Origin of the sequence: Hylemonella gracilis (assembly GCF_004328645.1) — a bacterium.
GTDB classification, from domain to species: domain Bacteria; phylum Pseudomonadota; class Gammaproteobacteria; order Burkholderiales; family Burkholderiaceae_C; genus Hylemonella; species Hylemonella gracilis_B.
Genome location: NZ_CP031395.1, coordinates 1,203,540 through 1,230,356 on the forward strand (window position 1 = coordinate 1,203,540; position 26,817 = coordinate 1,230,356).

The window sequence follows — 26,817 nt, forward strand, 5'->3', positions numbered from 1 at the left end:
ATCCAACAGGAGACAACATGCAATACAAACGCGCCCTTATCGCGACCGCCTGTATGGCGGCCATCACGGCGGCCAGCGCGGCCGACCTCGGCTCCGGCATCGAGTTCACCGGCTACAGCCGTGGCGGCCCGGTGTTCAAGTCCGACAAGAACATCGACGCCGCCAAGGACTCCGTGGGCGGCTTCAGCCTGGGCGGTGACCTGCAGGGCTACCGCCTCGGCAACGAAGGCACCCAGGGCGGCTACGAGTTCTTCGTCGGCAAGACCTTCGACGCGGACAATGGCGTGAAGTACAAGTTCGGCTACATGCCGGAAAACTGGGGCGGCGGCATTGGCACCGTGCAGGCGTACAGCGAAATCTGGGGCCTGGATTTCGCGCCCGAAGCCAAGTTCTGGGTCGGCCAGCGTCGTCTGCGCATCCAGGACGTGCACATCGTCGACAACTTCCTGATGGACCTGGGCGAGTACCAGGGTGCCGGCGTGCAGGACTGGGCCGTCGGTCCGGCCAGCGTCGCCGTGACCGTGTCCTCGGGCGACAAGTTCGACGCCAAGCTGCCCCAAGGCACGTCGGCGAGCAAGGTGAACCTCGATGTCGGCATCCCGGTCAGCGACAGCGGCAAGCTCCGCCTGGTGGCGACCAGCGTCAGCACCACGGGTTTCGAGAAGAACGGCGGTAGTGGTTTCTCGCTGCTGTACAACCAAGGCTTCGGCGCCCTGAAGAACAGCCTGTACCTGCAGACTTCCAGCGGTCTGGCGAACATCCAGGGCAAGTTTGTGAACCTCGAGCAGAGCGATGATGCATCGGGAGTCGCCGCTAACGTGATTGCTTACAAGGTGAGCCGCGTTGCCGATTCCATCGACTGGCAGGTCGGCAACTTCGGCGGTCAGGCGCTGCTGGCTTACCAGACCAGCGAGCCCGAAAACGGCGCGGACAAGGATGTGGAAACCAAGGACCTCTCCTTCGGCGGCCGCGTGTCCTACGCCTTCACCAACAACTTCAAGCTGCTGCTGGAAGCGGCCACGACGAAGCGTACGCGTGATGGCAGCGACGACCAGACGCTGAACAAGGTCACGATCGCCCCCACGCTCAGCAGCGGGCCGGGCTTCTACAAGCGTCCTGAGCTGCGTTTGTACGTGACCATGGCGAACTGGAACACCGCTGCCGCCGAGGCCAATGCGAGCTCGTTCGGCGCGGACGACAACGGCGACTCCCTGAAGAAGCAGACCATCGTGGGTCTGCAGTACGAAATCTGGTGGTAAAAATCCGCTGGGTTGAATGAGGCCAGGGGAAGAGCCGTGCGCTCTTCCCCGGTTTTTTTTGTTTGGATACGTGAACCCTTGTGCCTTTGACTGATCGATTGGAAAAATGGCTGCCGAGGCTGGTCCTGGCGCCTGGTGTGGTGTTGGGGCTGGCCTTTGTCTACGGCCTGATGATCTGGAACGGCGTGCTGTCGGTCTCGGTCTCACGCATGCTGCCCAACTACGAATTTGTGGGCCTGGCGCAGTACGCCCGGCTGTGGGAGATGGACCGCTGGTGGGTGGCGCTGAAGAATCTGGTGATCTTCGGTTTCGGCTACGTGGGTGGTTCCATGGTGCTGGGCATCTGGCTGGCCATTCTGCTGGACCAGAAAATCCGCGCCGAAGGCTTCATCCGCACGGTCTACCTCTACCCCATGGCCCTGTCTTTCGTGGTCACGGGCACAGTCTGGAAATGGCTGCTCAACCCCAGTCTGGGCCTGGAGAAGCTGTTGCACGACTGGGGCTGGGAGAGCGCCAGCTTCACCTGGTTGGTGGACAACGACATGGCGATCTACTGTGTGGTGATCGCGGGTGTCTGGCAGTCGGCGGGTTTCACCATGGCGCTGTTCCTGGCGGGCCTGCGCGGTATCGACGACAGCATCATCAAGGCCGCGCAGATCGACGGGGCCTCGCTGCCCCGCATCTACTGGCGCATTGTGCTGCCGGCGCTGCGGCCGGTGGTCTTCTCCACGCTCATGGTGCTGTCGCATCTGGCGATCAAGAGTTTCGACCTGGTCATGGCCCTGACGGCTGGCGGACCCGGTTACGCCACCGACGTGCCCGCGACCTTCATGTACGCCATGAGCTTCACGCGCGGCCAGATCGGCCTGGGCGCGGCCAGCGCCATGGTGATGCTGATGACGGTCGCGGCTCTGGTCGTGCCTTATCTGTACAGCGAACTAAGGAGCAAGCCTCATGAGCGCTGAACGGCCGCCCGAAAGCGTTCGCATCGCAGTGCGAAGCACGGAGACTACCCCATGAGCGCTGAACGCAAGCTGAGCCACTGGCTCAACCGGGGCCTGATCTACGGCAGCCTGGGCCTGGGCGCGCTGCTCTTTCTCGCGCCGCTGTATGTGATGCTGGTCACCTCGCTCAAGGACGCCGAGCAGATCCGCGCCGGCAATCTGCTGGCCTGGCCGACCTCGCTGAACTGGGAGTCGTGGACGCTGGCCTGGTCCACGGCCTGCACGGGCGCGCAGTGCTCGGGCCTGCAGCCTTATTTCTGGAATTCGGTGCTGATGGCCGTGCCGGCCGTGCTGCTGTCCACGACCTGGGGCGCCATCAACGGCTATGTGTTGAGCCTGTGGAAGTTCCGCGGCAGCGACACCCTGTTCGCCCTGCTGCTCTTTGGCGTCTTCATGCCCTTCCAGGTGGTGCTGCTGCCCATGAGCCAGGTGCTGGGTTGGCTGGGCCTGTCCAGCTCGGTGGGCGGGCTGATCCTGGTGCACATGCTCGCGGGCCTGCCCAGCACCACGCTGTTCTTCCGCAATTACTACGCGGCCGTGCCGCCCGAGTTGCTGCGCGCGGCACGCATCGATGGCGCGGGTTTCTGGATGATCTTCTGGCGCATCATCCTGCCGATGTCGACGCCGATCGTGATGGTCACCCTGATCTGGCAGTTCACCCAGGTCTGGAACGATTTCCTGTTCGGCGTGGCTTTCACCGGGGCGGACTCCAAGCCCGTCACGGTGGGCCTGAACAATCTGGCCAACACCTCGAGCAGCGTGAAGGCCTACAACGTGGACATGGCCGCGGCGTTGATCGCGGGTCTGCCCACCATGCTGGTTTACGTGCTGGCGGGACGTTATTTCGTGCGCGGGCTGACCGCCGGTGCCGTCAAGGGTTGAGGAAAGTAAAGACGATATGGCTTCTGCGCTGGATATTCGCGGCATCCGCAAGAGTTTTGGCAAGGGCGAGCGGCAGGTGGAGGTGCTCAAGCGCATCGACATCGACGTCAAGCCCGGTGAGTTTCTGATCCTGGTCGGCCCCTCGGGCTGTGGCAAATCGACCCTGCTCAATCTGATCGCGGGCCTGGACGACCCGACCGAGGGCGCCATCCGCATCGGGGACCGCGACGTGGTGGGCGTGCCCCCGGCGCAGCGGGACATCGCCATGGTGTTCCAGAGCTATGCCCTGTACCCGACCATGAGCGTGGCCGAGAACATCGGCTTTGCCATGGAAATCCGCAAGGTGCCCAAGGCCCAGCGCGTGCAGCGCATCGCCGAAGTGGCCGCCATGCTGCAGATCAGCCACCTGCTGGACCGCCGGCCCTCGCAGCTTTCGGGCGGGCAGCGCCAGCGCGTGGCCATGGGGCGGGCGCTGGCGCGCCAGCCCGAGCTCTTTCTTTTCGACGAACCGCTGTCCAACCTGGACGCCAAGCTGCGCGTCGAGATGCGGGCCGAGATCAAACGCCTGCACCAGTTGAGCGGTATCACCAGCGTTTACGTGACGCATGACCAGATCGAAGCCATGACCCTGGGCAGTCGCATCGCGGTCATGAAGGACGGACTGGTGCAGCAACTCGGCACCCCCGACGAGATCTACAACCGGCCTGCCAACACCTATGTGGCCACCTTCATTGGTTCGCCAACCATGAACCTGATCGCGGGGACGGCCGCGCCGGATGGCAACGGTTTCGTGTTGCCCGAAGCCCGGCTGCCGCTGGTCTGTCCGGCTCCCGCATCGCAGGCATTGACCCTCGGCGTGCGGCCCGAGCACCTGCTGCTCAGCGATGGCTCGGATTGGCGTGGTGAGGTCCAAGTGGTGGAGCCCACGGGCGCAGATACCTATGTGATGGTGCAGACGGCCGCGGGTCGGGTGACGGTGCGAACCTCGCCGCAGACGCCGGTGCGTCCCGGCGATCGCGTGGGCCTGACCCTCAGCCCGGAGCAGGCGCACTGGTTCGACGCGGCCTCAGGCGCGCGCCTGTGAGGCGTCCGCCAGGCGGGGCAGCAGCAGGCGCACCCGCAGACCGTGGCCGGCTGGGTTGGTTGCGCTCGGGGGCTGCGCGGTTTCGATGAGGGCCTCGCCGCCGTGGCGGCGCGCGATCTCTTGCACGATGGACAGACCCAGGCCACAGCCGCCGGGCAGGTTGCTGCCACGCCAGAAGCGTTCAAAGGCCTGCTCGCGCAGCGCGGCGTCCAAGCCCGGTCCGTTGTCCTCCACGCGCAGCTCGATTCGGGGGCCGTGTTCCAGCACGGCGATCGTGACGGTGCTGTCGCCCCGCGCCGCACCCTCCTGGTGACCGTAGCGCAGGGCGTTGTCGATCAGGTTGCCCAGGGCCTCGCGCAGCAGCAACTCAGAGCCCAGCACCCAGACCCAGGCTTGATCGGGTCCTTCGTAACCCAGGTCCACGCCCAGGTTGACCGCGCGCGGGCTGAACTCCCGCGCGACGGCCCGCGCCAGTTGGCCCAGGTCCAGGGGCTGCATGGGCACGTCGGCGCCGCTGCGCGCCAGCATGAGCAGTTGGTTCAGCAGGTGCGCGCTGCGCAGCGCACCCGCGTGCACCTTGCGCAAGCGGGCCTGGATCAGCGCGGGTGATTCTTCCTGCAGCGCCAGTTCGGTCTGACTGATCAGGCCGGCCAGGGGAGTGCGCAGTTGGTGGGCCGCGTCGTTGATGAAGCGCTTCTCTTGCACCATGCTGCGCGCCACCGAGGCCAGCAGGCGGTTGATGGCGGTGAGCAGGGTGTGGACTTCGCTCGGCGCCGTGGTCAGCTCCAGTGGCGTCAGTTCCTGCGGGGAACGCTGCTGCAGCTGCGCCTCCAGCCGCGTCAGGGGCTGCATGCCGCGCTTGATGCCGGCGTAGACGAGCAGGCTGAGCAGCAGGCCCAGTACCAGCAGCGGCGCGAGCAGGGTGGCGATCAGCTCGCGCGCGATGCGGTCGCGCGCCACGTAGCTCTTTGCCAACTGCACCCGCAACAATTGCGTATCACCTTCGCCATAGGGCAGGTCCAGCACCACGGCGCGCATGGTGCGCCCGTTTTGCTCAGTGCGGTAGACGGCTGGTGTGCCCGGGCGCAGCGGCAGGGGCGGCTCGGCGAAGGACTGGTTGCCGATCAGGAAGCGGCCCGGCGGCGAGGACACCATGTAGTTCACGCGATCCTCGGGCTCCTCCTCGATGATGGCCTGGGCCGCCTTGGGAAAGTCCACCAGCAGGCCCGAGCCGATGGGCTTGACCTGCCGTGCCAGCGAGCGCACCGACTGCAGCAGAGACTGATCCAGGGCTTTTTCGGCCGAGATCAGCGCGATGCGGTAGGTCAGCGCCCCGCCCACCAGCCAAAGCACCAACTGCGGCAGCAGCAGCCAGGCCAGCAACTGACGACGCAGGGAGGGGATGGACTTCATGCCGGATCAGGCCGATGCGGCCTCAGTCCATTTCGAGCATGTAACCCAGGCCGCGGATGTTGCGGATGCTCGCGCCCGTGCCCTGCAGCTTGCGCCGCAGGCGATGCACGTAGACCTCCAGGGCATTGGAGGCGATAGGTTCGGAGCCTTCGCTCTGCCAGACCAGCAGCACGTTGTCGCGGCTGACGACTTGGTTGATTTGCGCGTGCAGCACCCGCAGCAACTCCCACTCGCGCTGGGTCAGCAGGATGGACTGACCCCGGACCCAGACACGGGGCTGTTCCGTGTCGAATTGCAGATCGGGCGCGGAAGACCCAGAGGCGCCTGCTGGGTCGACGCCCGCGCCGACATGCCGGGCTTCGAAGGCGGGCAGGCGCGCGCGCCGCAGCAGGGCCTGAAGGCGCGCGCTGAGTTCGGCGTTTCCGAAGGGCTTGGTGAGGTAGTCGTCGGCGCCAGCCATCAGACCCTCGACGCGGTGGTCGATGCTGTCGCGCGCCGTCAGGATCAGCACGGGCAGGCTCTCGAAGCGTTCGCGGATCCAGCGCAGCAGGCGCATGCCGTCGATGCCGGGCAGTCCCAGGTCCAGGAGCACGGCATCCACCGCCTCGGTCGACAACTGCTGCTGCGCACTGAGGCCATCGGCGCAGGCCAGGGTGTGATGCCCGGCCTGAACCAGCAGGTCCGACACGCTGTCGCGCAGCAGTTCGTCGTCTTCGACCAGGAGGATGAGTGCCATGCCGGGGATTGTGCCGTGAAGCGCGGCGAGGTCGTCCCCGAGGGCGGGTGCTCACCAGCGCGTGAGGTCCAGGGCCTTCGAGGCGCCCTGCAAGGCGGGTGAGACCGGGCTCTGGATGACCCAGGTTGGGATGGCGGCGAGGTACGCGCGAAAGCGCCCCTTGTTTTCGAAGCGCTGCCGGAAGGGCGAACGATCGAAGCGCTCCCCCAGGCGCGGCACGATGCCTCCGCCGATGTAGACACCGCCGCGTGCGCCCAGGGTCAGGGCCAGGTCGCCGGCCACGCTGCCCAGCCATCCGCAGAACATGTCCAGGGCCTGTGCCGCCTTGGACTGGGGCAGGGCCTCGGCGCGTTCCATCACCTCGGCTGGCGTGGTGATCTCGAGGCCCTGCCCGTCCTGCAGTTCGCACAAGGCGTGGTAGAGGTCGACCAGGCCGGGCCCGGAGAGGACGCGTTCGGCCGAGACATGGCCGTAGCGCACGCGCAGGTGTTCGATGACGGCGTACTCCTGCGCGTTGCCGGCGCTCAGGGTGACGTGTCCGCCTTCCCCCGCGATCGGCAGCCATTTGTCCTGGTGCCCAAGCGGCAACAAGCCCGACACCCCCAGGCCCGTGCCCGCGCCGATGAGGCCGATCGCTGCCAGCGGTGCCGCCAGACCCGTGCCCACCTGGCGCAGCTGTTCACGCGGCAGTTCCGGCAGGGCCAGGGCCAGGGCCGTGAAGTCGTTGAGCAGCAGCAGGCGCGGCAGGGCCAGGGCCTCGCGCGTGGCCTGGATGGAAAACTTCCAATGGTGGTTGGTCATCGCGATCTGGTCACCCGTGACTGGGTTGGCGATGCCGAAGGCGGCGCAGGCCGGCCGGGGCAGGTCCTGGGCTTGCAGGTAGGCCTGGCCGGCGGCGACCAGGGACGCATGCTCGGCGCAGGGCAGCACCTGGACATGGCGGATCGGGCTGGTGGCGCTTTCCTGCCAGCCAAAACGCGCATTGGTGCCGCCGATGTCGCCCAGCCAGCGGGGGTAGGCGGCTGGGGGCGTAGCGGCGGGGGCTATCGATTCAAACATGGTGGGCGGTGCAAGCGGTGGGTCAGTCTGTCGGTGAGTCAGTCCGTGCGTCAGGTGGCAGGGCTGCGGCTCAGGAGGCTTCGAACCAGGCGCCGTGCTCGCGCGCCATCAGCGCCGAGGAAGCCGCGGGGCCCCAACTGCCTGCCGGGTAATTGCGAGCCTGCTCGTTCAACTCGTGCCAGCCGGCGAGGATGGGGTCGATCCAGCGCCAGGCGGCTTCCAGCTCGTCGCGGCGCATGAAGTGTGTCAGACGACCCTTGATCACGTCCATCAGCAGGCGCTCGTAGGCCTCGGCCCGGCGCTGGCGCGAGGTTTCCTGCAGGTCCAGGCTCAGGCGCACCGGATGCAGATTCATGCCCGAGCCAGGCTCCTTGACCATCATGGCCAGTTCGATCGATTCCTCGGGCTGCAGGCTGATGATGAGGCGGTTGGCTTGCTGGCCGGGGCTTTGCCCGAAAGGGGAAAAGGGCTGCTCGGCGAACTCGATGATGATCTCGGACTGGCGCTTCTGCATGCGCTTGCCGGTGCGCAGGAAGAAGGGCACCTGGGCCCAGCGCGCGTTGTCGATGTGCGCGCGCAGCGCGACGAAGGTCTCGGTCTGGCTCTGCGCGGGCACGTCCGCCTCTTGGAGATAAGCAGGCACGGCCGTCCCGTCGCTCACGCCGGCCGTGTACTGTCCGCGCACGGTGTCCCGCTTCACATCGTTGATGTTCATCTTGCGCAGGGAACGCAGGACCTTGAGCTTTTCGTCGCGCACGTCGTCGGGGTCCAGCGAGATGGGGGGCTCCATGGCCACGATGCACAGCAACTGCAGCAGGTGGTTCTGCACCATGTCGCGCAGCGCGCCCGTCTGGTCATAGAACCCCGCGCGGCTGCCCACGCCCACCGATTCAGCCACGGTGATCTGCACGCTGCGGATGAAGGGTGCGCGCCACAACGGCTCGAAGATGGCGTTGCCGAAGCGCAGCACCATCAGGTTCTGCACCGTTTCCTTGCCCAGGTAGTGGTCGATGCGGTAGATCTGGTCTTCGCGGAAGTGGCGCGCGATCTCGGCGTTGATGGCCTGGGCCGAGGCCAGGTCCGTGCCCAGCGGTTTTTCCACCACCACGCGGGCTTGCGGGTCGATCAGTCCATCAGCGTGCAGGCGCGCGCAAATCTGCGCGAACAACGCAGGCGCCGTGGCCAGGTAGTAGACGCGCAAAGCGTCCGGGCTCAGGGCCTGGCTCAGTGGGCCGCAGCCCTCGGTCTGAGCGAGGTCCAGCGCCACGTAGTCCAGGCAGGCCAGGAAGCGTTGCCAATGGGCTTCAGACCACGCCGCAGGCGCGATCAAACCGGTGGACCGCGCTTGGATGAACTGCAGGTAACCGTCGCGATCCCAGTCCTCGCGGCCAATGCCAATGATGCGGGTCTGTTCGGGCAGCCGTCCATGCAGATAGGCCATGTAGAGCGCCGGCAGCAGCTTGCGCCAAGCCAGATCCCCCGTGCCACCAAAGATGACGATGTCCAGCCTGCCGGGTGTCGCGTCTGCGTTCATGCGTGTTGTATTGGCTGCGGCATGCAGGCATGAACCGGCCGGGCGGGAGTTCCGCGACCTGCCGCATGGCCTGTGCGCCCTTGTCTCTGGGTCTTCTTTTCGGTGTCTTGTCGCGCCTGCGTACGGTCACGGCCAAGGCTTTTAATAATACTGTAATTCAAGACGCTGGCGAGGCGGTCGCTTCCATCCGCTCGTGCTCAGACGCCAGGGGCTTCGGTTCTGAACGTGGGGTGCCGTGGTTCGGCACGGCTTCAGGTGCTGGTTTCGTCCAGGCCTGCGCCTTCCAGGTGCGAGGTATCGGCCCAGCCGACCAGGCTCATGCCCTCGGGCGTCCACAGCAGGTGGTTGAGGGCCGCGTTGCCCAGTTGCCAGGTGCGAGGGGCTTGCAAGTCCTGAGCCGTGGCAAGTCGGTACAGCTGGTCCATCACGCCGCCGTGCGCCACCAGCACGATCAACTGCCCCGCATGCGGCGCGGCCAGGGCCGCAAGGGTGCGCGCCACACGCTCGCGGACCTGCAACAGCGATTCTCCTGGCGCCACCTCGGTGCGTTCCGGTGCGGCAGGCGGGGGCGCCCAGTCCGGTACGCGCTTGCGCCAGAGCCGGGCTTGCTCAGGCCAGCGCGCGTCGATCTCGGCATAGGTCAGACCTTCGAAGGCACCGAAGCCGCGTTCGCGCAGGCCCGCGTGCAGTGTCAGCGGCGCGCCCGTGGCCTGATGGATGGCCTGCGCGGTCTGTCGTGCGCGCTGCAAGTCGCTGCTGTAAATGGCGGAAATGCGGTCCAGCTCCGCGTCGCCCGCGTGACGCTCGGCCAGTGCGCGCCCCAGGCGCCCGGCTTGCCAGCGGCCGGTGTCATTGAGCGGGATGTCCAAGTGGCCCTGGATCCGTGTGTCCACGTTCCAGGCGGTTTCGCCGTGGCGCACGGCGATGATGCGGGTCGGCTGATGCATGGGCCGATTTTAGTTTTACGGCCCCGGACCTGCGCGGTGGGGCAGTGAGCGATCGTGGGGGGCCCTGTTTCGGCGCCGGGCCGCCCCAAGCTGAAACGCCACCTCCTCGGGGGGCAGGGAGCTACACGCAGTGAGCGACCGTGGGGGCCCTGTTCAACGGGGAATCTGGACCGTCACCGGGCCGGCGTGCGGTGCGGGAAAATCTTGCAGCGCCGCCTTCAGCAGGGCGGGCAGCACCTTGTCCCGGTCGCCCCAGGGACCTTCATGGCTGGCGCGGGTTTCGTAGACGATGCGCTGAGTTTCCAGGTCGCGCAGCAGCAGGGACACGGCATAGGCGTAGCGGACGGTCGGCGGCCAACTGGTCCAGCCCATGCCGATGCGGGTGCCGGGGCCGACACGGCCCGGCCCGACGAACACGCCGAACTCACTGAAGAAACCCGGGCTGTACGGCGGTACGCCGGGGTAGCGCCGGCCCCAGTCATCCACGTAGAACGACTCGGTGCCGGTGTGGACTTGCACGCTGTAGCGTGGCTGCTGGTCATCACGCACTAGGCCCACGGCCTGGAGCGCGGTGTCGGCCATCGCCTCGATGGCCTGCGCCCGCGCCGGTTCTTCGGCTTGTGACGGCAGGCGCTCGTAGCGGTAGCGCGCACCGGGTCCGAGCGGCGTTGGGGCCTTCATGGGCGCGGCGGATGGGGCTGGCGCATCGTTCGTGGGCACGGTGGCGCGCACGTCGGTTTCGATGGTTCGCAGTCCGGAACAGCCCGTGGTGAACAGCGCGAACAGGGCGGCGCAGCTGAGGGCAATAATCCGACGCGGCATGGTGCGGCAGCTCAGAGGGTGACGACCTGAATGCCCGGCAGGGCTCCCATGGTTGGGGCTGTCTCAGGGAATTCTTCTTCGTCGAAAGCCGTGTCGCCGTTGGCATCGGGCACGCCCGTGGTCTGGATGTTCTTGAAGTCGTGCAATGACGCGTCCATCAAGTGCGTGGGGGCGACGTTCTGCAGCGCGCTGAACATGGTGGCCAGGCGACCCGGGTACTTCTTGTCCCACTCGCGCAGCATCTCGCCGACCTGCTTGCGTTGCAGGTGTTCCTGGCTGCCGCAGAGCGTGCAGGGGATGATGGGGTATTGCCGGTGGGCGGCCCAGCGGATCAGGTCTTTCTCGGCCACGTAGGCCAGCGGGCGGATCACGATGAACTCGCCGTTGTCGCTGACCAGCTTGGGCGGCATGCCCTTGAGCTTGCCCCCGAAGAACATGTTGAGGAAGAAGGTCTGCAGCATGTCGTCACGGTGGTGGCCGAGCGCGAGCTTGTTGCACTTCAGTTCGCGCGCGACCCGGTAGAGGATGCCGCGGCGCAACCGGCTGCACAGGCTGCACATCGTCTTGCCTTCGGGGATGTTCTTCTTGACGATGGAATAGGTGTCCTGCGTCTCGATGTGGAACTCGATGCCGAGTTGCTTCAGGTACGCGGGCAGGATGTGGTCCGGAAAGCCGGGCTGCTTCTGGTCCAGGTTGACGGCCACCAGCGTGAAGCTCACCGGCGCGCGGCTTTGCAGCTTCATGAGGATGTCCAGCATGCCGTAACTGTCTTTGCCGCCGGACATGCAGACCATGACACGGTCGCCTTCCTCGATCATGTTGTAGTCCACGATGGCGCGGCCCACCTCTCGGCACAGGCGCTTCTCGAGCTTGTGCGTCTCGCGCTCGATTTTCAGCGCCTTCTCGTGGCTGATCTCGGGGGCGGCGGTTTCGGGTTCGGTCCAGGTGGCGGTCATGGTCGTGCGGGGGCTTGCGGTCGCGTGAGCGTGTGAAGGACTGAATTATCCGGCGTGGGCTGCGTTCATGCCGAGGCTCTCACCATTCCCCGGTTTCCGCCCGGATGGCGACTTCGCAGTCCTGGAAGATCTCGAGCTTGACAATCTTCACCCGCACCCCGCGAACGCCGGGCAGTTGTAGCAGGCGATGGGCCAGTTTGCCGATCATGCTCTCCAGCAGGTTGAGGTGCTCGCGCTGGCATTCGTCGATGATGATCTGCCGCACCTTGCGGTAATCCAGCACGTGCTTGATGTCGTCGTCGTGTGGTTCCAGTGGCTGCGGGCCGAAATTGAGTTCGGCGTCCACCTGGATCGGCTGTGGCGCGGTCTTCTCGTGGTCGAGGATGCCCAGGTTGGCGTTGAAGCGCAGGCCGGTGAGGGTGAGGGTCTGGTTGCCTTGGTCGGGTTTGGCGGTGATCGGGGCGGCCCATTCGGGACGCAGGGCCATGCGCTCGACGCCCACCGATTCGCTGTCGGGGTACACGTCGGGCTTGCGGGTGGCGACACGCACCGCGGCGATGCGGGGATCGTCCAGCAGCTGGCGCACGATCTCGTCGCACAGGGTTTCTTGCAGTTCGTAGCGGCCCTGGCTGGCAAGGCGCGTGATCAGCTCGCGGACGGGGTCGTAGTCCACCGTGCTGCTCAATTGGTCCGCGCTGGCCGGGGCGTGTGACAGGGGCACGCAGAGGTCCACGTCGAAGAGCACGCGCTGTGCGGCGTGTTTTTCGAAGTCATGTACCCCGATGCGCACCCTTTGTTCATGACCACGCAGAGACAGCACGCGGCTGTTCAGCGCCAAGGTGGGGTCCAGCGCCGCGAAAGGCAGCATGGCGGAAGAAGGTGTATTCGTTGTTGTCATCGTGGCGTGAGTCCCAGGTCGATCGCGTACATCACGTCGCGCGCCAGTGGCAATTGATGTTGACCGTTGTCCACCGGCAGCACGCAGCCATTGAGCGCGAGGTTCTGGGCCAGGTGCAGCGCGGCTTGCGCGACGTGCTCGGGGTTCAGGGGCTGGCGCAGCAGGTTGACGCGGCGCGCGCGTTCGAAGTTGTCCTCGGTCTGCGGTCCGCTGACGAAGGACAGGCCCGGCGAGATGCCGCAGACGCGCAGATGGGGCGCATAGGCCTGAGCCTGCAAGGCCACGGCGCGCTCCAGCGCCAGCTTGCTCAGGGTGTAGGAGAAATAGTCGGGGTTCAGGTTGTGTACTTTTTGGTCCAGCACGTGGATGACGCAGCCAGGCGTCGCTGTCCGTTGGCGCACTTGGCGGAAAAATCCCTGCGTCAGCAGCAGGGGCGCCATCGTGTTCACGGTGAAGGCGCGCAGCAATTGTTCCGGCGTGAAGTCCGCGGCGCTGTCGGCCTCGAATTCCGACGCGTTGTTGATGATGCACTCCAGCCCGGCTTGCGCGAGCCCGGTTGCCCGGTCCACGAGATTTGTGGCGTCCTCGGTGTCAGCCAAGTCTGCCTGCACCGTTCGGCAGGTACCGCCCAGGGATTCGATCTCCACTTGCAGTGCGCGCGCCGGGGCATCGGAATGGCGGTAGTGGCAGACGACGCCCCAGCCGTCACGGGCGAAGGCCAGGCAGAGGATGCGGCCCAGCCGTTGCGCGCCGCCCGTGATCAGCACCCATTTTTTTGGGGAGGAGGAATGATTGATCGACGGTTTTTCGTTCATAGCATCGCTTCGGTGACAATCCGCGCGTGAGCAATACGACGCAGAGTTTAACGACCCACCTGTCAGCGCATCTGGCGCAGGCCCTGACGGAGGCGGGTGGCTGGCTCGGCTTTGACGATTTCATGGCGCGGGCGTTGTACACGCCGGGGCTGGGCTATTACGCCAACGATCTGCGCAAGCTGGGCTTGATGCCAGGCGCCAGTGGCGGGGGCAGCGATTTCGTGACGGCTCCCGAGTTGTCGCCGCTGTTCGGGCAGGCTCTGGCGGCTCAGATCGGCGAGGCGCTGGAACGCACCGACGCGGACCAGGTCTGGGAGTTCGGCGCTGGCTCCGGCGCGCTGGCCTTGCAACTGCTGCGCGCCTTGCGCGGCAAGGTGCGGCGCTACACCATCGTTGACGTGTCAGGTGCCCTGCGCGCCCGTCAGCAGGAGACCCTGCAAGAGTTCGCTGATCAGGCTGACGTGCGCATCGACTGGGCCAATTCCTTGCCCGAGGCCATGCATGGCGTCGTGGTGGGCAACGAGGTGCTGGATGCCATGCCGGTCAAGCTGTTGATGCGCAAGCATGGCATTTGGCATGAGCGTGGCGTGGCCGAGGCCCGTGGTCATTTCGTCTGGGCCGATCGACCGACCGAGCTGCGTCCGCCGCTGGCGATCGCGAGTGAGCACGACTACCTGACTGAAATCCACGCGCAGGCCGAAGCCTTCATGCGCACCGTGGCTGGCAAGCTGCTGCGCGGCGCCAGGGAGGGCCGGCATGGCGCGGCCTTTTTCATCGACTACGGCTTTCCAGAGGCCGAGTACTACCATCCGCAGCGCCACATGGGCACGGTGATGTGCCACCGCGCGCACCAATCCGACACCGACCCGCTGAGCGATGTGGGCCTCAAGGACATCACCGCCCACGTGAACTTCACCGGCATCGCGCTGGCGGGGCAGGAGGCCGGGCTGGAAGTGCTGGGCTACACCTCGCAGGGGCGCTTTCTGTTCAATTGCGGTCTGGCCCGCTTGATGACGCTGGCCGAAGCCGCTGCAGACACGCCCGGGGCGCTGGCCCGGCGCGTGCAGGCCAGCAGGTTGGTGATGGAGCATGAAATGGGCGAATTGTTCAAGGTGATTGGTTTTGCCACGCCCGACTCGGCGGGTCTGTCCCCCTGGGGGGACGCCGCTGCGCTGGGCTTCGCCTCGGGCGATCGCACACACGCGCTCTGACAGGGCCGGGAGCAAGGACGAGTCATGTGGCGCTGGTTGCTCGCTGTTTTCATCATCGTGCTGATCGTCAACGCACTGACGCCCTGGTTCCAGCGTATCGGCTTCGGCCGTCTACCTGGTGACCTCAACTTCACGCTGTTCGGCAGGCGCTTCAACCTGCCCTTCATGAGCACCATCCTGCTGAGTCTGGCGGCGGCGCTGATCGCCCGCCTCATCTGAGGTCTGTGGAGCCCGGGTCGTCCCCGCAGTGACGCTGTCCGCTGACCGACAGGCCTGCACGATGGGCGGGTTGGCTTGCCCGGTCAAACGTCCTGCAGGGCTCGTTCGATGGCATGCACGCGCGCCGCGTGGATGCGCCGACCCACGTCTGGTCCCTTGAGTCCTTGTGCCATGGCCTGCGTCGCGATGTCATGGGTGGGCAGGGCCAGCGCGGCATCCAGCGCGGCCTGCAGGCGCGCGGCCTGCGGGTAGGAGCGCTCGCGCAGCCCATCGCCGGGTACCCCGCGCCCGCGTGCATCGCAAGTGCAGGCCAGCAACACAAGGCCGAAACGTTCGGGCTTGCGCAGGGCATCGCAACGCTCCAGCAGGCGCAGCACCGCCTCGGCATTCAGCTTGCCACTGGCGTGGATGTTGCCGTGTTCGCGCGCCACCACCTCGCCCAGCTCGCGGCAGTCCAAGGGCACCCGCAGCCGCTCGGAAATGCCTTGCAGCAGCCGCGCGCTGCGCCCTTCGTGCCCGAGATGGCGTGGCAGCAGGTCCGAGGGCGTGGTGCCCTTGCCCAGGTCGTGGCCCAGGCAGGCGTAGCGCACGGGCAGGGGCGCGCGCAACTCGGCGGCCAGGTCCAATACCAGCATCAGGTGCACGCCGGTGTCCACCTCGGGATGGTGCGCGGCGGGCTGGGGCACGCCCCAGAGCCGGTCCACCTCGGGCAACAGGCGTTTCAGGGCACCGCAGGCGCGCAGCACCTCGAACATGCGCGAGGGCTGGTCTTCCATCAGGCCGCGGCTGAGTTCCTGCCAGACACGTTCGGGGACCAAGTGGTCCACTTCGCCGTCTTCGACCATCTCCCGCATCAGCGCCACGGTCTCGGGCGCGACCTGAAAATCCGTGAAACGCGCCGAGAAGCGCGCCACGCGCAGGATGCGCACCGGGTCCTCGCGGAAGGCCGGGGTGACGTGGCGCAAGATGCGCTGTTCCAGATCGCGCCGGCCCTGGTAGGGGTCGACGACCTGCGTGGCATCGAAGCTGCCATCGGTCCGGCAATGTTCACGCGGCACGGCCAGGGCGTTGAGGGTGAGGTCGCGCCGGGCCAGGTCGTCTTCCAGCGTCACGTCGGGCGCGGCGTGGATGGCAAAACCCTTGTAGCCGGGCGCGGTCTTGCGCTCGGTGCGGGCAAGTGCGTGCTCTTCGTGCGTCTCGGGGTGGAGGAAGACCGGGAAGTCCTTGCCCACGGGCGTGAAGCCCTGGGCGGCCATGGCCTCGGGGGTGGCGCCCACCACCACCCAGTCCCGGTCCTTGACCGGCAGGCCGAGCAGGGCATCGCGTACCGCGCCGCCCACCATGTAAATCTGCATGGGGACAGTCTAGCCGCTTGCGCCCGCAGCAGCGAATTGGTGCAGCAGTGCGTCCGTCGCAGGGTCGGACGGGTAGAAAAGTTCGACGCTGAGTTCGGCCAGGGTGATGTCCCGCGGCGTGCCAAAGGCCGTCAAGGTCGTGAACAGCGAGAGCGAGTGGCCGCCGATCTCCATCTCGCAAGGGATGAGCAACTCGGGCATGCCGCCTGCCGGACCCGGTGCCTCCGCCAGCGCGGCCACATGGGGGTAGCCCAACACCTCCTGCTCCAATTTCGCCAACTGCGCGTCGCGTGACTCCTGCACCTGGCGACGCAGCGTGCGCAGCAGGTAAGCGCCCCATTCGTCGAAGTTGCGTGTCCGCGCCGCGTAGCCCTCCGGGTGCAGGCTGGCACGGAACATGTTGACGCCCGGTTCGCGCAGCGCAGCGGGCAGCAGGGCGATCAGGCGCTGCGCGGCGCTGTTGGCTCGCACCACGTTCCAGCCGCCGTCCAGCACCACACCGGGGTAGGGGTCGTGCGCGCGCAGCAGCTTGTCCAGCGCGGCGTGGATCTGCGACATCTGCCCGGAGGCCAGCGGCTGTTCGGTGTAGCGCGGCGCGTAACCCGCCGCCAACAGCCAGACATTGCGCGTGCGCAGTGGCAGGGCCAGGCGTTCGGCCAGGGCCAGCAGCACCTCGGCACCCGGCCGGGCGCGCCCGGTCTCCACATAGCTCAGGTGGCGGGGCGAGATGCCCACGTCCAGCGCCAAGTCCATCTGGCTCAGGCGCCGTTGCTGGCGCCATTCTCGGATCAAGGTGCCGACGGCACCGGTTTGGCCGTGGCTCGAAGGCCGGGCGGAGGTGTGCAAGGTTTTCATGGGGACGGGCGAATTGGTGGGCACTCAAGGTGCTCAGCATGCGCCATTTTGCGCAGCGCTTCCATGACCTGGGAGGTCATCGACGTGCTGCGGGCTGGGGCCGACACTGGCGCCGTCAGCCATCTTGTCCACACCCTTTAAGGAGCTTCACCATGTCGTCTTTCACCACGGTTCTTTCCTCGCCCCGTCTGCTGCATCTCGCCCTGCGCAGCGACGCCGCCAGTTGTCTCGCCATGGGCCTGCCCTTGGTGGCGTTCGCCGATCCCTTGTCGGTCTGGCTGGGGCTGCCAACGCCGCTATTGCTGGCCTGCGGTTGGGCGCTATTTCCCTCTGCAGCCTTGATGTTGCTGGCCGCCCGCAGCGCCCGGCCTCCTGCAGCCTTGGTCTGGCTGGTGATCCTGGGTAATCTGGCCTGGCTGCTGGGCAGCGTCTACCTTGGGTTCGCGCTGCGACTGACCGGTTTGGGGCAGGTGTTCCTTGCCAGCCAGGCCCTGGTGGTCGTGCTTCTGACCGAGCTGGAGTACATGGCTTGGCGGCGCCTGTCCCAGGCGCGCCAGTGAGTCGATCCTGAGTGGCACTCCGGATGTGCCGGCCTGGCCGTTCAGCAGCCGGAACCCGGCCAACGCGCGCGCAGTGCCAGCAGGGGGTCGGTCTGTCCCAGATAGCCGGGGGCGACTGCCATCGGCGAGGCTGGCGTGATGCCCAGCGCGTCCAGGCCGGGCAGCCGACCAGTGGCCACATTGGGTACCTTCATCGAATCCAGGTTGTCGCGGCTCATCAGCGGTTCTCCGGGTGCGCATTCCATCAGCGCAGCTTGCAAGCGACCCAGCATGGCGGGCAGCGCGATCACCGGGCGTGGCACGCCGGCCGCTCGACCAGCCAACTGAACCAGTTCACGCAAGCTGTGCACCGAGGGTCCGCAGAGTTCGTAGGTTTGCCCGACCGTGCGTGCGTCGAGCAGGCAACGGGCCACCGCCTCGGCCACATCCTCCACCCAGACCGGCTGGAAGCGTGCTTCGGCACCGGCCAGCGGGAGCAGGGGAAAGACGCGTTGCAGCGCGGCGAAGAGGTTCAGGAAGCGGTCATCCGCACCGAAAATCACACTCGGACGCAGCACCGTGAGTTGCAGGCTTGGGCCGACCGTCGCACCGGCCGCTTCTCGCAGCACGGCTTCACCCCGGCTCTTGCTGCGCAGATAACGCGAAGGCGCGGTGGTGGCGTTCGCCGGGTCGGCGCCCAGCGCACTGACGTGGACCAGGCGCCACACGCCGCTGGTCAGGCAGGCCTGGGCCAACTTGCGCGGCAGCGCCACGTGCACGCGCTCGAAATCGGCTTCGCGACCTTGCAGGATGGCCACCAGATGGACCACGGCGTCGTGGCCGGGCAGCAGGCGGCGCAGGGTGGCTTGGTCGTGCGCGTCGCCTTCCAGTACGGTCAGGCCCGGCAGATGCTGCACGAGACGAGCGTGCTCGGCGCGGCGTGTGAGCACCGTGAGGTCGCAGCCCCGGCGGACCAGGTGTTCGCAGACATGGCGGCCCACGAAACCGGTACCGCCGAGCAACAGCACACGCTTCATGGCAGATCTTCGACCGGTTCAGGCTTGGCCACGCCCTGTGGCCCGACGTAACCCAGGCGCACCTTGAGCGATTGCGGCTGGCCGCTCAGGACGGCGGCGTAGTTGACGGTGTTGGGCAGCACTTTTTTCACGTAATCCCGGGTCTCGCCGAAGGGGATGTTCTCGATCCAGATGGCAGCTTCCAGCACGGGATCACTGGTGTTGCCACGCCAGGCGCGAGCGCGGGTGGGGCCGGCGTTGTAGGCCGCCGCCGCCATGGGCATGGAGCCATCGAAAGCTTCCAGTACGAGCTGGAGGTAGCTGGAGCCCAGGGCGATATTGGTGTCGCGGTCGGTGATTTGCTTGGGTTTGTAGCTGCGCAATCCGATGCGCCGCGCCGTCCAATGCGCGGTGGCGGGCATGACCTGCATCAGGCCGGCCGCGCCCACGCTGGACTGGGCTTCGGCGATGAAGCGGCTTTCCTGTCGGATCAGGCCGTAGATGAAGGCGGGTTCCAGCCCGGTCTGCGTGGCGCGTTCCTGCACCTGTTCGCGGTAGGGCGTTGGGAAGCGCTGCGCGTAGTTCATGAAGGCGCGGGTGCGGTCGCTGGTGTTGATGCAGCGGTCCCAGACCTGGGCCTCGCAGGCCAGGGTCGCGGCCGCCAGCAGCTCGCGATCGCTCATGCCGCCGGGTACATGCAGGCCGATGGTGTAGTTCCATTCGCGCACGCCTTCATCGCGCAGGCCGATGCGAATGGCTTGCAGCGCGCGCTGCAGGCCTGGATTGTCGCGCGCGGCTTGCAGCTCTTCGGGCTTGGGTTCCGCTTGCTCGGCCGGCGCCACCACGGTCTGTCCCAGCTCTTCCAGCGCGAGCTGGCCGTAGAAATGGCTGGGCGAGGCAATGGACTGTAGCAGGGCGCGGGCACGCTGTTCGGCGTCCGGCACCTGCAGGGCCAGCACGGCGCGGGCACGCCAGTAGACCCAGGTCGGGTCTCGCATCTGCGCGGGACTCAGGGCGGCGATGGCGTCGTTCACTTGCTGCCAGTCGTTGGCGCGCAAAGCGGCACGCACGCGCCAGAGCAGATGGTCGCTGTGCATGTTGGCAGGGTCACCCTGGGAGTAGTACTCCAGCGCCTTGTCGGACAGCAGGCGCGCGGCGCGCTTGCCAATCACGCCCCAGATCCAGCCGCGTTCCTCCTCGGTCAGCTGGGCGCGCCAGCGCAGCTTGTTCAGTTCCTCGGCCGCGGCATGCGGATCGTTGGAGGCCATGCGCACGATGGCCAGCGTCACCCATTCACGCGTCTTGGGGCGGAAGGCCGTCAGGTTCTCGTCCAGGTAGCGCCTGGGGCCGGCGTAGAGCTGGTTCAGCCCCACGGCCCAGGCCGGGTTGAGCAGGCCCACGGCCTGCTGGGCGATCTGGGGTTGGTCGAATTCAAAGCCCAGGCGCGCACGCCGCCAGACCACCATCGGGTCCAGCCGGCCGTCCTGCAAGAGGCGCTGGGCGGCCGCGGCGCAGCCTTCTCCAGGCGTGAACAGCTGGCCCAGCCACAGATCCGTCACCTGCCGGGCGATGGCGTCGCTCACTTCGGCCGGCGTGTTACTGCCTTCTCGTGCGTAGGTCGAGTGCAGGGCGTGGCAGCGCACCTCGGGGTCGTCGTGCATGCGGAACTTGGCGTATTCGGCATCGAAGCGCGTCCAGTCACGCCGCTTGCCGAGGATCAGCAGCCAGTCGTTGCGCAGGCGGTCTTCCAGGTAACTGCCGGCATAGCGAGTCAGGAAGGCTTCGATTTCTGGTGCCTTGGCGTCTTCCAGCCGGGCGCTCAGGTCCCAGTAGGCGGCCCAGATTTCCAGGGCATGGCCGCGAAGCTGGGGCAGAAGCTCGGCCATCCGGCGGCGGTCGAGTTTTTTGTAGGCCATGCCCATGTCGCCCAACAGCATGTCCTGGCGGGATTTGTTCCAGGCCGTGGCAGCTTGCGCCACAGGTGCCGCTGGGGTGGGCACGATCGCCGCCATCGACTCGGCGTTCGGGCTGGCTTGGGGGGTGGCGGGCAGGGCTGTTTCGGGGGCGGTCGTGGCGCCAGGCAGCGTGTTGGCCGTACCGGACGTGGCCACCAGCGCGGACACGACGGGCAGCGATGCAGCCACCGGGGGCGCCAGGGGCGCACGCGCGGCGGGGCTGGCGGAGGCTGGGGCGGGCACGAGGAAGGCCGCGGGCACGTCCGGCGCGGCTTCGCCCTGGGCCGGCGCCGCCTGGCTGGGGGCAAGCAGTCCGCCAGCCAGCAACAGGCTGGTCGTCGATGTCAGAATAGCTCGAAACTTCATGCGCAAATTATGACCATGACTGGGCCCCGCGATATGTCAGAAAAAACCACAGGAATAAGGTCAGAAAAACAGGAACTGCGCCAGCGCCTGATTGCCGAGCGCCTGGATCTGCCCGATCGGATGGCCCGGGCGGCGGCGCTGCAGCAGGTCATGCGCATCTGGCTGATCGGACGCCCCGATCTGGTGATCGGAGCCTATTGGCCGATCAAGGGCGAATTCGACCCCTTGCCGGCCCTGCACCGGTGGAAGGAGGACGGCGAACTGCTGGACCAGGCGCAGCGCCGCCGCATAGGCCTGCCGGTGATCGACAAGGTGCACAAGACGCTGACCTTCCACGCCTGGTACCCCGGCTGCCCCATGGAAGAGGATGCCTATGGCATTCCCAAGCCCAAGGACACGGAAGTCATCGTGCCGACCCTGCTGTTCGTTCCGTGCGTGGGGTACGGCCCCGGTGGCTACCGTCTAGGTTATGGCGGGGGGTTCTACGACCGCACGCTCGCCACCTTGCAGCCCAAGCCGCACACGGTGGGCCTGGGCTATGCGCCGGGTTTTGTCGACGACCTCGAGCCCGAGTCCCACGACATGCCCCTGGACGCCATCCTCAACGACAAGGGCGTGGTCTGGCCGGTGGGCATAGGCTGAGCCGGCATCGGGTTGGATGGGGCGTCCGTCCGACCCGTGTCACCTTGATTTCCGAATCCGGATTCCCAAGGTCTTGGCTTTGGCGCCGTGCAGCGGCTGGATGAGGCCGACGAGAGCTGCTGGAATGAATGTCCCAGCAACTTCGTTCAAGAGGCTTCATCATGAAATCATCTTCCTTGAAATACGCACATTGGGCATTTCAGTTCTGCTTGGCCCTGGGTTTGGCCTTGGGGCTGAGTTACGTCTGGGCGGCTGTGCCCGCACAGGCTGCAAGCGCTCAAAGTGGAGGTGCGGCAAAGCCCGCCAAGCCGCCAGCCGTGGCGCAGGCCCAGCCTGGTAAGGAAACGGACAAAAAGCACACGCAGCAGGAGCGGATGAAGAACTGCAACGCCGAGGCCAGGGCCAAGACCTTGAAGGGTGACGAGCGCAAGGCCTTCATGAGTCAGTGCCTGAGCAACAAGCCGGAGGAGCAGCAGGGGGCGAAGAAATAGGCGCAGCCTGTCCAGCACATTCCTTTGTGACATAAAAAAACCCGTGCAGCATGAGCTGCACGGGTTTTGTTCTGAGATCGCATCAGACCAGTGCCAGGCCGAGGCCCGAGCACCGATCAGGTGGCAAGGATCAGAACACCAGGATCATGCCCACGGCGAAGCCCGAAGCGGAATCTTCAGCGCTTTCGAAGAGCACGCCTTCGTCGGTCTTGGCGGAGCCAAACTCGGCATAGCCATAGACGTTCTTCAGGACTTCCTTGTTGACGAATACTTCGTAACCAGTCGTCTTCACGTCCTTGGTCGTCACAACAGTCCTCGACTTGTCCGTGTTGACGGAGTATTGGGCCCCAACGCTCCAGCCGGCCACCGTGGTCACTGCACCAAAGTTAACTTGGTTGATGGTGTCCAACTTCTGATAGTCGGCCTTGAGCTTGAATGCGCCAAAGTCATATTGAGCGCCGAAACCTGCATAAGCAGCGGTTTCATCAAAGTCATCGGTCCCCTTGTTGTCATCCTTGACGCCAGAGCCTTGGTAGGCAGCGGCCAAAGTCACCGGGCCGACAACGTAGGTCAAACCGAGGGAGGCTACGCCCTTGTTGTCTTTGTCGTCTGCACCAGTCCAGGTCGACGGATCGTCCTTATCATTGGTGGCGTCGTCCTCGTCAAAAGTCTTGCCATCAACGTAGTCTTGGCTGCCTGCCTTCACATAGCCAGCTTGAACCGTCAGGCCACCCATGCTCGGGGAGATGTACTGCAACGAATTGCTTTGACGAGCGGCGATAACGCTGCCCCAGATGCCGCTGCTGTTGGATCCATAGGACGTATTGAACGCGGAGGACACGCCGTTGGAAGCGCCGTTGAAGTCCAGGCCGATGAAAGTTTGGAAGGGCACGCTGTCTTGCTTGCCGAAACGGAACTCACCAAAACCGCCCGACAGGCCAGCCCAGGCTTGACGGTTGAACAGCGTGGTGCCACCGTTGGTGGCGCCAGAACCATCGATACCAGCTTGGTAGTTGAAGTTGGCCTTGACGCCGCTGCCGACGTCGCTGCTGCCCTTCAGGCCGAAACGCGTCGTGGAATTGCCTTCCGAGGCGCCGCCGTTGCCGCCCGAGTTCAGACCAACGTCGTTGCCCAATGCGTCACCTGCGACGCTCTTGCCGGCGCTGATGTCGAACAGGCCATAGGCGGTCACTTGGGCTTGAGCCACACCGGCAGCGCCCAACAGGGCGGCTGCGGCTGCGGCGGAAATCAGAGCTTTTTTCATTTGAAAAGTCCTTGATGGGTTGAACAAAGTCTTCGAAAGACCGTCGGGAATTATGACAGCCTAGTCACGGCCATCTGGGTGATTTCGTACGCAAGAAGCATGCCTTTGATCTGCATCAGTTGCGCCTGAGCAACAGGGAGTTGCACGGAGTGGTCTTCGCATGACGGGCGTGCGGGATGCCGTTACATCTTCGGCACTGCGCTGTTTTGGGCGGACCCGTAGATCCTCCAGAACAGGCACCTGCCGTGCTCAGATTTCCACTTTGCTTCCCAACTCCACCACGGCGTTGCTGGGCAGGTTGAGGAAGTCCGCCGCGGCACTGGCGTTGTGGTGCATCTGGGCGAAAAGCTTTTCGCGCCAGGCGGCCATGCCGCCGCCCAGGGTGGGCACCACCACGTCACGCGAGAGGAAGTAGCTGGTGTTCATCGTCTCCATCAGGCAGCCGCGATTGCGCACCGGTTCCAGCGCTGCGGGCAGGTCGGGGTCGTTCTTGAAGCCGTAGTTGACGATGACTTGCCAGCAGTCATGGCCCAGCGGGGTGATTTCGATGCGCTTGTCCAGGCCAATCCAGGGCGTTTCGTGGTTGCGCACGGTGACGAAGAGGTTGTTCTCGTGCAGCACCTTGTTGTGCTTGAGGTTGTGCAGCAGGGCATTGGGTACCGCGCCGGCCTCGGCGGTCAGGAAGACCGCCGTGCCTTCGACCCGCGCGGGCGGGCTGATGAAGACGGCGTCCAGGAAGCTTCGCAGGTCGATCGCGTCGGCATGCTGCTTGTCCGCCAGCAGGCGGCGACCCCGTTTCCAGGTGAGCATGATGGTGAAGACGAAGATGCCGATCAGCACGGGGAACCAGCCGCCATCCACGATCTTGAGCATGTTCGAGGCGACGAAGAACAGGTCGATCACGAAGAACAGGCCGGTGGCGGCGACGCACAGCGCCAGGGGGAGCTTCCAGGCGTAGCGGATGACGAAGAAAGTCAGCACCGTGGTGATCAGCATGTCCATGGTGACGACGATGCCGTAGGCCGAGGCCAGGGCTGTGGAATTGCGGAACAGCCCGATGGCGAGCACGATGGCCGCGAACAGGAACCAGTTGATCGCGGGGATGTAAATCTGCCCAGCCTCGCGCACCGAAGTGTGGCGGATCACCATGCGCGGCAGATAACCCAGCTGGATGGCCTGCTTGGTGACGGAAAACGCCGCCGTCAGCAAGGCCTGGGAGGCGATGACGGTGGCTGCGGTGGCCAGTACCACGAGGGGCAGCAGGGCCCATTCACGCAACTGCGGGGGCACCATCAGATAGAAGGGATTGCTGACCGCGCTGGGGTCTTCCAGCAGCAAGGCGCCCTGGCCGAAATAGTTGAGCAGCAGCGAAGGCATGACCACGGAGAACCAGGCCAGGCGGATGGGCTTCTTGCCGAAGTGACCCATGTCAGCGTACAGCGCCTCGGCCCCGGTGACGGTCAGCACCAGCGCGCCCAGCAGCAGGAAGGCGGTGCCCGGATTCCCGAGGATGAAGTCCAGTGCGTAATGCGGGCTGACGGCGTAGAGGATGGTGGGATGGCGCGCGATCTGCGTGATGCCCAGCATGGCCAGCACGAAGAACCAGGTCAGCGTGATGGGGCCGAAGAAGCGTCCGATGCCACCCGTGCCGAACTTCTGCACGAAGAACAGCGCGAACAGAATGACCAATGCCGCCGGGATGATGAAGGGGTGCACACGGGGCGTGATCAGTTCCAGGCCTTCGATGGCGGAAAGCACCGAGATGGCGGGCGTGATGACACCGTCGCCGTAGAAGATGGCCGTGCCAAAGATGCCCACCATCAGCAGCACGCGACGCAGGGGCGGGCGGTCTTTCACCGCCTGTGAGGCCAGGGTCAGCATGGCGATCAGGCCGCCCTCGCCGTTGTAGTCGGCGCGCAGGATCAGCGTCACGTACTTGAGCGACACGATGACCGTGACGCTCCAGAACACCATGGAAAGAATACCGTAGACGTTGTCGGGCGTGAAGGCGATCAGCCCTGAACTGAACACGACCTTGAGCGCGTACAGCACGCTGGTGCCGATGTCGCCATAGACGATGCCGATGGCGCCCAGGGTCAGGGCGGCGAGGGAGGATTTGCTGGCGCTCATGGGGGATGGCGCTGGGCCTTGGTGTTGGGTGGCCTTGCGCCGGATCAGGCGTAGACCTCGGCCTCAGGGTCCGTGGCCTCCAGCTCATAGCTGGCAGCGAGCAGGCCCAGGCGAGCGACAACGCCGTACATGTAGAAGCGGTTGGGCACGGACGCGCCGGGCTTGGCGCCAGGCTGCGGCAGTTGTGTGCTTTGGTCAAAGGCCAGAGGCACATAGCTGGCGCCGGGGGCATTGAGGTTTTCGTCCTCGCCGCGTTCCGCGTGGATGCGATAGAAGCCGCCGACCACGTAGCGGTCCACCATGTAGACCACAGGTTCGGCCACGGCATCGTGCATGCGCTCGTGGGTGAGAACGCCTTCCTGGATGATGACGCTGGGGATGTTCTTCTGCGCGCGCAGCTTGGCACGGGCGTGTTCGTTGAGGACCTGCAGGTCCTTGGCGTCGCGCACGGTCATGATGCCCTTGCCATCGGTGCCGTTGTCGGCCTTGACCACGACAAAGGGCTTTTCCTTGATGCCGTACTCCTTGTACTTGCGACGGATGCGCGCCAGCAACGTGTCGACATTGCTGCTCAGGCACTCCAGGCCGGAGTCCGTGTCGGTGTCCGAGAACGCAACGCCTTCGCACTGTTCATGCATGGGCGTGATCAACCAGGGATCAATGCCCAGCAGCTTGCCCAGGCGTTTGGCGACCTCCTCGTAGCTCTTGAAGTGGCGGCTCTTGCGCCGCAGGCTCCAGCCCGCGTGCAGTGGCGGCAGCAGGTACTGCTCGTGGATGTCTTCCAGGATGCCCGGGATGCCTGCGGACAGGTCATTGTTGAGCAGGATGGTGCAGGGGTCGAAGTCCTTCAACCCTAGACGGGTCTTGCTGCGCACCACGGGCTCCAGCGTGATGGATTCGCCGCCAGGCAGCGCGATGGTGGTGTTTTTCTTGATCGACGGACTGATGGAGCCGATGCGCACGTTCAGCCCGGTCATGTGGAAGATGCGCTGCAACTGGGCGATGTTGCTCAGGTAGAAGGTGTTGCGCCCGGCGTTCGCGGGGTCGATGTTCTCCGGAATGAGCAGCAGGTTGCGTGCTTCCGGACAGATCTTCTCCACGGCGGCCATCGAGGCCTGCACGGCCAGGGGTAGCATCTCGGGCGTGAGGTGGTCCCAGCCGCCGGGGAAGAGGTTGGTGTCCACCGGCGCGAGCTTGAAGCCCGCGTTGCGGATGTCGACCGAGCAGTAGAAGGGCGGTGTGTGCTCCATCCACTCCAGGCGGAACCAGCGCTCTATCGCTGGCATGGAGTCCAGCACGCGCTGTTCGAGCTCGTTGATCGGCCCCGTGAGGGCGGTGATGAGATGCGGAACCATGCAAACCCTT

The 26,817-nt window shown here is 65.7% G+C and carries 25 protein-coding genes and 1 pseudogene; 9 read left to right on the forward strand and 17 right to left on the reverse strand.

Features of this window, described 5'->3' with window-relative positions; translation table 11 throughout:
- The first annotated feature begins 17 nt into the window (after positions 1-17).
- From DW355_RS05715 to DW355_RS05730, 4 genes are all read left to right on the forward strand, one after another.
- A complete protein-coding gene (locus DW355_RS05715) occupies positions 18-1,259 on the forward strand; it encodes a carbohydrate porin (RefSeq protein ID WP_131278351.1) in 1,242 nt (413 codons plus the stop codon).
- A gap of 86 nt (positions 1,260-1,345) precedes the next feature.
- On the forward strand, positions 1,346-2,224 hold the full coding sequence (locus tag DW355_RS05720) for a carbohydrate ABC transporter permease (protein ID WP_131278352.1): 879 nt from the start codon (positions 1,346-1,348) through the stop codon (positions 2,222-2,224).
- Positions 2,225-2,275: 51 nt separating this feature from the next.
- Complete coding sequence (locus DW355_RS05725; protein WP_131278353.1) at positions 2,276-3,145, forward strand: carbohydrate ABC transporter permease; 870 nt, start codon at positions 2,276-2,278, stop codon at positions 3,143-3,145.
- A gap of 16 nt (positions 3,146-3,161) precedes the next feature.
- Positions 3,162-4,229, forward strand: coding sequence for an ABC transporter ATP-binding protein (locus DW355_RS05730; RefSeq protein ID WP_131278354.1), 1,068 nt, complete (start codon positions 3,162-3,164; stop codon positions 4,227-4,229).
- Here DW355_RS05730 and DW355_RS05735 read toward each other — a convergent pair.
- From DW355_RS05735 to DW355_RS05775, 10 genes and pseudogenes are all read right to left on the reverse strand, one after another.
- Positions 4,212-5,642: a sensor histidine kinase gene (locus DW355_RS05735; RefSeq protein WP_131278355.1), complete on the reverse strand. Its 1,431-nt coding sequence runs from the start codon at positions 5,640-5,642 to the stop codon at positions 4,212-4,214. The two genes, DW355_RS05730 and DW355_RS05735, sit on opposite strands and share 18 nt — an antisense overlap.
- A 22-nt stretch (positions 5,643-5,664) precedes the next feature.
- Positions 5,665-6,378, reverse strand: coding sequence for a response regulator transcription factor (locus DW355_RS05740; RefSeq protein WP_131278356.1), 714 nt, complete (start codon positions 6,376-6,378; stop codon positions 5,665-5,667).
- A gap of 51 nt (positions 6,379-6,429) precedes the next feature.
- Complete coding sequence (locus DW355_RS05745) at positions 6,430-7,437, reverse strand: glucokinase (RefSeq protein WP_131278358.1); 1,008 nt, start codon at positions 7,435-7,437, stop codon at positions 6,430-6,432.
- A 70-nt stretch (positions 7,438-7,507) separates the two neighbouring features.
- Complete coding sequence (gene zwf, locus DW355_RS05750) at positions 7,508-8,971, reverse strand: glucose-6-phosphate dehydrogenase (RefSeq protein ID WP_131278360.1); 1,464 nt, start codon at positions 8,969-8,971, stop codon at positions 7,508-7,510.
- A 251-nt stretch (positions 8,972-9,222) separates the two neighbouring features.
- Positions 9,223-9,918, reverse strand: a complete 696-nt coding sequence (locus tag DW355_RS05755; protein ID WP_131278362.1) for a histidine phosphatase family protein — start codon at positions 9,916-9,918, stop codon at positions 9,223-9,225.
- A 153-nt stretch (positions 9,919-10,071) separates the two neighbouring features.
- Entirely contained in the window at positions 10,072-10,740 is a 669-nt protein-coding gene (locus DW355_RS05760) for a DUF4136 domain-containing protein (RefSeq protein WP_131278364.1), read from the reverse strand.
- Between the two features lie 11 nt (positions 10,741-10,751).
- The gene (gene ttcA, locus DW355_RS05765; RefSeq protein WP_131278366.1) at positions 10,752-11,696 is read right to left on the reverse strand and encodes a tRNA 2-thiocytidine(32) synthetase TtcA; all 945 of its coding nucleotides are present in this window, start codon (positions 11,694-11,696) and stop codon (positions 10,752-10,754) included.
- 79 nt (positions 11,697-11,775) lie between these two features.
- Entirely contained in the window at positions 11,776-12,183 is a 408-nt protein-coding gene (locus tag DW355_RS05770; protein ID WP_131282358.1) for a dihydroneopterin aldolase, read from the reverse strand.
- Positions 12,184-12,198: 15 nt separating this feature from the next.
- Positions 12,199-12,594, reverse strand: a pseudogene (locus DW355_RS17865) (dihydroneopterin aldolase); the annotation flags it as partial.
- Positions 12,591-13,409, reverse strand: coding sequence for an SDR family NAD(P)-dependent oxidoreductase (locus DW355_RS05775; protein ID WP_131278368.1), 819 nt, complete (start codon positions 13,407-13,409; stop codon positions 12,591-12,593). The gene DW355_RS05775 and the pseudogene DW355_RS17865, both read right to left, overlap by 4 nt.
- 26 nt (positions 13,410-13,435) lie before the next feature.
- Between DW355_RS05775 and DW355_RS05780 the strand changes: the two genes are divergently transcribed.
- A complete protein-coding gene (locus tag DW355_RS05780) occupies positions 13,436-14,620 on the forward strand; it encodes a class I SAM-dependent methyltransferase (RefSeq protein ID WP_242671306.1) in 1,185 nt (394 codons plus the stop codon).
- 24 nt (positions 14,621-14,644) lie between these two features.
- Positions 14,645-14,839: a DUF2905 domain-containing protein gene (locus tag DW355_RS05785; RefSeq protein WP_131278370.1), complete on the forward strand. Its 195-nt coding sequence runs from the start codon at positions 14,645-14,647 to the stop codon at positions 14,837-14,839.
- A gap of 83 nt (positions 14,840-14,922) precedes the next feature.
- Here the strand turns inward: DW355_RS05785 and DW355_RS05790 are convergent, their stop codons facing one another.
- Positions 14,923-16,194, reverse strand: coding sequence for a multifunctional CCA addition/repair protein (locus DW355_RS05790; RefSeq protein ID WP_131278372.1), 1,272 nt, complete (start codon positions 16,192-16,194; stop codon positions 14,923-14,925).
- Between the two features lie 9 nt (positions 16,195-16,203).
- Positions 16,204-17,049: a helix-turn-helix domain-containing protein gene (locus DW355_RS05795; RefSeq protein ID WP_131278374.1), complete on the reverse strand. Its 846-nt coding sequence runs from the start codon at positions 17,047-17,049 to the stop codon at positions 16,204-16,206.
- A 152-nt stretch (positions 17,050-17,201) separates the two neighbouring features.
- Here DW355_RS05795 and DW355_RS05800 point away from each other — a divergent pair, with 152 nt between their 5' ends.
- Complete coding sequence (locus tag DW355_RS05800) at positions 17,202-17,609, forward strand: hypothetical protein (RefSeq protein WP_131278376.1); 408 nt, start codon at positions 17,202-17,204, stop codon at positions 17,607-17,609.
- Between the two features lie 41 nt (positions 17,610-17,650).
- Here the strand turns inward: DW355_RS05800 and DW355_RS05805 are convergent, their stop codons facing one another.
- The gene (locus DW355_RS05805) at positions 17,651-18,625 is read right to left on the reverse strand and encodes a complex I NDUFA9 subunit family protein (RefSeq protein WP_131278378.1); all 975 of its coding nucleotides are present in this window, start codon (positions 18,623-18,625) and stop codon (positions 17,651-17,653) included.
- A complete protein-coding gene (locus DW355_RS05810) occupies positions 18,622-20,616 on the reverse strand; it encodes a lytic transglycosylase domain-containing protein (RefSeq protein WP_131282364.1) in 1,995 nt (664 codons plus the stop codon). Before DW355_RS05810 ends, DW355_RS05805 begins: the two co-directional genes overlap by 4 nt.
- Positions 20,617-20,958: 342 nt before the next feature.
- Between DW355_RS05810 and DW355_RS05815 the strand changes: the two genes are divergently transcribed.
- Positions 20,959-21,567, forward strand: a complete 609-nt coding sequence (locus DW355_RS05815; protein WP_131278380.1) for a 5-formyltetrahydrofolate cyclo-ligase — start codon at positions 20,959-20,961, stop codon at positions 21,565-21,567.
- A 161-nt stretch (positions 21,568-21,728) separates the two neighbouring features.
- Positions 21,729-22,058, forward strand: a complete 330-nt coding sequence (locus DW355_RS05820) for a PsiF family protein (protein ID WP_131278382.1) — start codon at positions 21,729-21,731, stop codon at positions 22,056-22,058.
- A gap of 130 nt (positions 22,059-22,188) precedes the next feature.
- Here the strand turns inward: DW355_RS05820 and DW355_RS05825 are convergent, their stop codons facing one another.
- The 3 genes from DW355_RS05825 to gshA all read right to left on the reverse strand — a co-directional run bounded on the left by DW355_RS05825 (position 22,189) and on the right by gshA (position 26,807).
- Positions 22,189-23,322 carry a porin gene (locus DW355_RS05825; protein WP_131278384.1) on the reverse strand — a complete coding sequence of 378 codons (1,134 nt, stop codon included), beginning with the start codon at positions 23,320-23,322 and terminating at the stop codon, positions 22,189-22,191.
- A gap of 249 nt (positions 23,323-23,571) precedes the next feature.
- On the reverse strand, positions 23,572-25,452 hold the full coding sequence (locus tag DW355_RS05830) for a potassium transporter Kup (protein WP_131278386.1): 1,881 nt from the start codon (positions 25,450-25,452) through the stop codon (positions 23,572-23,574).
- 44 nt (positions 25,453-25,496) lie between these two features.
- Positions 25,497-26,807, reverse strand: coding sequence for a glutamate--cysteine ligase (gshA, locus tag DW355_RS05835; protein ID WP_131278388.1), 1,311 nt, complete (start codon positions 26,805-26,807; stop codon positions 25,497-25,499).
- Positions 26,808-26,817 lie beyond the last annotated feature (10 nt).

Coding starts and splice junctions, on each gene's coding strand:
- DW355_RS05815 (WP_131278380.1), top strand. CDS start 20,959: ATGTCAGAAAAAACCACAGGAATAAGGTCAGAAAAACAGGAACTGCGC.
- zwf (WP_131278360.1), bottom strand. CDS start 8,971: ATGAACGCAGACGCGACACCCGGCAGGCTGGACATCGTCATCTTTGGT.
- DW355_RS05825 (WP_131278384.1), bottom strand. CDS start 23,322: ATGAAAAAAGCTCTGATTTCCGCCGCAGCCGCAGCCGCCCTGTTGGGC.
- DW355_RS05740 (WP_131278356.1), bottom strand. CDS start 6,378: ATGGCACTCATCCTCCTGGTCGAAGACGACGAACTGCTGCGCGACAGC.
- DW355_RS05785 (WP_131278370.1), top strand. CDS start 14,645: ATGTGGCGCTGGTTGCTCGCTGTTTTCATCATCGTGCTGATCGTCAAC.
- DW355_RS05755 (WP_131278362.1), bottom strand. CDS start 9,918: ATGCATCAGCCGACCCGCATCATCGCCGTGCGCCACGGCGAAACCGCC.
- DW355_RS05820 (WP_131278382.1), top strand. CDS start 21,729: ATGAAATCATCTTCCTTGAAATACGCACATTGGGCATTTCAGTTCTGC.
- DW355_RS05800 (WP_131278376.1), top strand. CDS start 17,202: ATGTCGTCTTTCACCACGGTTCTTTCCTCGCCCCGTCTGCTGCATCTC.
- DW355_RS05745 (WP_131278358.1), bottom strand. CDS start 7,437: ATGTTTGAATCGATAGCCCCCGCCGCTACGCCCCCAGCCGCCTACCCC.
- DW355_RS05770 (WP_131282358.1), bottom strand. CDS start 12,183: ATGGCCCTGCGTCCCGAATGGGCCGCCCCGATCACCGCCAAACCCGAC.
- DW355_RS05715 (WP_131278351.1), top strand. CDS start 18: ATGCAATACAAACGCGCCCTTATCGCGACCGCCTGTATGGCGGCCATC.
- ttcA (WP_131278366.1), bottom strand. CDS start 11,696: ATGACCGCCACCTGGACCGAACCCGAAACCGCCGCCCCCGAGATCAGC.
- DW355_RS05790 (WP_131278372.1), bottom strand. CDS start 16,194: ATGCAGATTTACATGGTGGGCGGCGCGGTACGCGATGCCCTGCTCGGC.
- DW355_RS05775 (WP_131278368.1), bottom strand. CDS start 13,409: ATGAACGAAAAACCGTCGATCAATCATTCCTCCTCCCCAAAAAAATGG.
- DW355_RS05730 (WP_131278354.1), top strand. CDS start 3,162: ATGGCTTCTGCGCTGGATATTCGCGGCATCCGCAAGAGTTTTGGCAAG.
- DW355_RS05830 (WP_131278386.1), bottom strand. CDS start 25,452: ATGAGCGCCAGCAAATCCTCCCTCGCCGCCCTGACCCTGGGCGCCATC.
- DW355_RS05735 (WP_131278355.1), bottom strand. CDS start 5,642: ATGAAGTCCATCCCCTCCCTGCGTCGTCAGTTGCTGGCCTGGCTGCTG.
- DW355_RS05810 (WP_131282364.1), bottom strand. CDS start 20,616: ATGGCGGCGATCGTGCCCACCCCAGCGGCACCTGTGGCGCAAGCTGCC.
- gshA (WP_131278388.1), bottom strand. CDS start 26,807: ATGGTTCCGCATCTCATCACCGCCCTCACGGGGCCGATCAACGAGCTC.
- DW355_RS05805 (WP_131278378.1), bottom strand. CDS start 18,625: ATGAAGCGTGTGCTGTTGCTCGGCGGTACCGGTTTCGTGGGCCGCCAT.
- DW355_RS05760 (WP_131278364.1), bottom strand. CDS start 10,740: ATGCCGCGTCGGATTATTGCCCTCAGCTGCGCCGCCCTGTTCGCGCTG.
- DW355_RS05725 (WP_131278353.1), top strand. CDS start 2,276: ATGAGCGCTGAACGCAAGCTGAGCCACTGGCTCAACCGGGGCCTGATC.
- DW355_RS05795 (WP_131278374.1), bottom strand. CDS start 17,049: ATGAAAACCTTGCACACCTCCGCCCGGCCTTCGAGCCACGGCCAAACC.